At 71.8% G+C, this 4769-nt stretch carries 2 protein-coding genes; both read left to right on the forward strand.

Annotation, left to right across the window (positions count from 1 at the left end; translation table 11 throughout):
- Window positions 1-2887: SDR family NAD(P)-dependent oxidoreductase (locus ACFVUH_RS37145; RefSeq protein WP_387918050.1), on the forward strand; the 2887-nt coding region annotated here is incomplete at its 5' end.
- A 48-nt stretch (window positions 2888-2935) separates the two neighbouring features.
- On the forward strand, window positions 2936-4769 hold a 1834-nt coding region (locus ACFVUH_RS37150), incomplete at its 3' end, for a type I polyketide synthase (protein WP_387918051.1).

The raw sequence follows: 4769 nt of genomic DNA on the forward strand, positions 1-4769 counted from the left end.
CCACACCGACCTGCCCACCTACCCCTTCCAACACCAGAGCTACTGGCTGCACCACGCTCCCGCCACCGACGTCACCACCGCCGGCATCACCCCCAGCCACCACCCCATCCTCACCGCCACCATCGAACTCCCCGAAGGCACACAACTCTTCACCGGCCGCCTGACGCAGAACTCGCCCTCGTGGCTGGCGGAGCACGCCGTGCACGACACGGTCGTCCTCCCCGGCACCGCCTTCATCGACCTGCTGCTGCACGCCGCCGAGCAGGTCGGCTGCGACCGGATCGAGGAGTTGACGCATCACTCCTTCCTCGCGGTACCGGATCAGGAGGCCCGTCAGCTGCGCGTGGTGATCAGCGCGGCGGACGCGGAAGGCCTGCGATCGTTCGATGTGCACTCCCGCCCGGAGAATGCGGCGGCCGAGGGTGCCGAGTGGACGCACCACGCCAGCGGCCACCTCTCCGCCGACCGGTCGGGGCGCGCGCCGAGGGAGCTCACGGCATGGCCTCCGGCCGGAGCGCTGCCGGTCGATCTCGCAGAGTTCTACGACCGCTTCACCGCCCGCGGCTACCACTACGGCTCGGCGTTCCAGAGCTTCAGGGCGGCCTGGCGGCAGGGCGACACGATCTACGCGGAGATCGCCCTCCCCGACGAGGTCCACTCCGACGCGGCCACGTACGGCATCCACCCGGCGCTGCTGGACGCCGCGCTGCACCCGCTGATGCTGTGGTTCGAGGAGCACGGCGTCCGGCTGCCGTTCTCGTGGAACGGCGTGGCCCTGCACTCCTTCGGGGCGACGCGGCTGCGCGTCAAGCTGACGCGGTCGACCCAGGACGCGGTGACGCTGGAGATCGCCGATGCCACCGGCATGCCGGTGGCGACGATCGACTCGCTGACCATGCGTCCGGTCTCGGCCGAGCAACTCGCGGCCGCGGCGCGTTCCGGCCGGCGCGACTCGCTGTACCGGCTGGAGTGGACCGAGGTGCCGAGCCCGGCGGGTGAGGACGCGGCCCCGACCGTCCCGTGGGCCGTCCTGGGTGCCGAGGACTCCGAGGCCACCGCCGCGCTCGTCGCGTCCGGGGTGGCGGTCCGGGTGTACGACGGTCCGGCTGCCCTCTCGGCCGCCCTCGCAGAGGGCGCGGACGTTGCCGAACTGGTCGTGACCGCAGTGGCGCGCACCGACAGCACCGATCCGGCGCGGGTCCACGCGGTGGGGCAGGACGTGCTCCGTACCGTTCAGGAGTTCCTGTCCGACGACCGGCTGGCTTCGGCCCGGCTCGTCGTGCTCACCGGAGGAGCCGTGACCGCCCGGGACGGCGACGCCGTCGATCTCGCGACGGCTCCCGTCTGCGGCCTGATCCGCTCCGCCCAGTCGGAGCAGCCCGGCCGGATCGTCCTGATCGACGTGGACGACAAGCCCGACTCCTACCGGGCACTGCCCGACGCCCTGGCCGCCTTCTCCGTGAGCGAGCCTCACCTGGCCGTACGTGACGGTCAGTTGTATGCCCCCCGGCTCGCCGAGGCGGTCCTCCCGGACCGGGGCGAGGCCGCCGGCACCACCCGCCTCCCCGACCCGGACGGCACGATCCTCATCACGGGCGGCACCGGCGCCCTCGGTGCTCTCGTCGCCCGCCACCTCGTCACCGAGTACGGCGCGCAACACCTGCTGCTCACCAGCCGCCGCGGTCCCCAGGCGCCCGGCGCCACCGAACTCGCCGACGAACTCACCGCACTCGGTGCCCAGGTGACCATCACCGCCTGCGACACCGCCGACCGCGACGCGCTCGCCGTCCTCCTCGCCGCCGTTCCCGGCGAGCACCCCCTGACCGCCGTCATCCACACCGCCGGCATCCTCGACGACGCCACCATCACCTCGCTGACCCCGGACCAGCTCAGCGCAGTCCTCCGGCCCAAGGCCGACGCGGCCTGGCACCTCCACGAGCTCACCCTGGACACCGACCTCTCGGCGTTCGTCCTCTTCTCCTCCATCGCGGGCGTCATCGGCAGCGCGGGCCAGGCCACGTACGCTGCCGCCAACACCTACCTGGACGCGCTCGCCCAGCACCGCCACACCAACGGACTCCCCGCCACCTCCGTCGCCTGGGGCCTGTGGGACACCGAGGCCGGCATGGGCAGCGCCCTCGACGCCACCGGTCAGGCCCGCCTGGCCCGCACCGGCCTGGTGCCGATGCCGAGCGAGCAGGGCCTGCGGCTCTTCGACCTCGCCCTGTCCCTGGACGACGCGTTCATGGTCGCGGCCAAGATCAACACGGCTGGCCTCGTCACGCGGGACGACGGCGACGGCCTGCCCGCAGTGCTGCGCCGCCTGGTGCGCGGCTCCGCCCGCCGCACGGCCCGCGCGGGCACCGCGGTCGTCACCAACGCCCTCGCCAAGGCTCTCGCGGGTCGCAGCGAGGAAGAGCAGGCGGTCCTGCTGCTGGAGCACGTCCGTACGCAGGTCGCCGCCGTCCTCGGGCACAACTCGCCGGGAACGATCGACGCCGATCGGGGATTCCTGGAAATGGGCATCGACTCGCTGACCGCCGTCGAACTCCGCAACAACCTCAACTCCGGCTCCGGACTGCGCCTGCCCGCCACAGTCCTCTTCGACTACCCGACGCCGGCCGCGCTCGCCGCACACCTGCGGACCGAGGTCGTCCCCGAGGAGTCGTCGTCCGTCGACCTGCCGGTCATGGCGGAGCTCGACCGGATCGAATCCGACCTCGCGGCTCTCGTACCCGACGCGCGCACCGGACTGGCCGCCCGGCTGAAGGAAGTCCTGCTCAAGCTGGGCGAACTGGACGACAGCACGGACACCGCGGAAAAGCTCGACTCCGCTACCGACGACGAGATCTTCGACTTCATCGACAAAGAACTCGGGATTTCTTGACGTGGTGATCGCAATTGATGCCGGCTACTTCGCAGGGATTGGCGTTTCATGGTGAATGAGGACAAGCTCCGCGACTATCTGAAGCGGGTCACCGCCGAGCTGCACCAGACGCGCCAGCGTCTGGCCGAGTCGGAGTCCGGCAGGAACGAGCCGATCGCGATCGTCGGCATCGGCTGCCGGTTCCCGGGCGGCGTGAGCTCGCCCGAGGGACTGTGGCAGCTGGTCGCCGACGGCGTCGACGCGGTCGGCCCGTTCCCGGCCAACCGCGGCTGGGACGTGGAGAACCTGTACGACCCCGACCCTGAAACGCTCGGCCGGACGTACGCCCGCGAGGGCGGCTTCCTCTACGAGGCGGACGGCTTCGACGCCGGCTTCTTCGGAATCAGCCCGCGCGAGGCGCTGGCCCTCGATCCCCAGCAGCGTCTCCTCCTGGAGACGACCTGGGAGGCGCTGGAGGACGCCGGCATCGACCCGGCCGAACTGCGCGGCAGCACGACCGGCGTGTTCGCCGGTGTGTCGGGGCACGAGTACGCCTCCATCACCCACCAGGGCCCGGAAGGCGTCGAAGGCTACCTGCTGACCGGCAACACCATCAGCGTCGCCTCCGGGCGCATCGCCTACAGCTTCGGGTTCGAGGGCCCCGCGGTCACGGTCGACACCGCGTGCTCGTCCTCACTGGTGGCCATGCACCTGGCGGCCCAGGCCCTGCGCAACGGCGAGTGCACCATGGCCCTCGCCGGCGGCGCCGCGGTGATGGCCACCCCGGGCATGTTCCTGGAGTTCAGCCGCCAACGCGGCCTGTCCCCGGACAGCCGCTGCAAGTCCTTCGCCGACTCGGCGGACGGCACCGCCTGGGCCGAGGGCGCCGGCATGCTCCTCCTGGAGCGCCTGTCCGACGCCCAGGCCATGGGCCACCGCGTGCTGGCCGTCATCCGTGGCACCGCCGTCAACCAGGACGGCAAGAGCAGCCAGCTCAGTGCCCCGAACGGGCCCGCGCAGCAGCGGGTCATCCGCCAGGCGCTGGCCGGTGCCGGCCTCAAGCCGGGCGAGGTGGACGCCGTCGAGGCGCACGGCACGGGCACCAGGCTCGGGGACCCGATCGAGGCGCAGGCCCTGCTCGCCACCTACGGCAAGGACCGGCCCGCCGACCAGCCGCTGTGGCTCGGCTCCTTCAAGTCGAACATCGGACACGCCCAGGCCGCGGCCGGTGTCGGCGGTGTCATCAAGATGGTCCAGGCGATGCAGCACGGCCTGCTGCCCAAGACGCTCCACGTCGACACCCCCACCCACCACGTCGACTGGGAGGCCGGGGCCGTCTCCCTGCTGACCGAGGCCACCCCGTGGCCCGAAAGCGACCGCCCGCGCCGGGCCGGCGTCTCCTCCTTCGGCATCAGCGGCACCAACGCCCACATCATCCTCGAACAAGCACCCGTATTGGTTGAAACGGCGGCCGAGCCGTCTCCTGCTCTGCCGGTCGTTCCGTGGGTGCTGTCGGGGAAGACCGAGCAGGCCGTGCGCGACCAGGCCGCCCGCCTGGCCGAGCACGTGACCAGCCACCCCGACCAGGGCATCACGCGTATCGCCCACGCCCTGGCCACCACCCGCACCCACTTCGACCACCGCGCCGCCACCACCGGCACCACCCAGGACGAACTCCTCACCGGGCTGCGCGCCATCGCCGACGGCACCACGACCGTCAGCACCACCACCGGTGGCGGGAAGACGGCGTTCCTGTTCACCGGGCAGGGATCGCAGCGCAATGGCATGGGCCGCGAACTGTACGACACCTTCCCCGCGTTCGCCGCCGCCCTCGACGACGTCTGCGACCACTTCACGCCCCACCTCGAACACCCCCTGCGCGACGTCATGTTCGCCCCCGCCG

This window comes from Kitasatospora sp. NPDC058032, from assembly GCF_042885845.1.
Taxonomy (GTDB): Bacteria; Actinomycetota; Actinomycetes; order Streptomycetales; family Streptomycetaceae; genus Kitasatospora.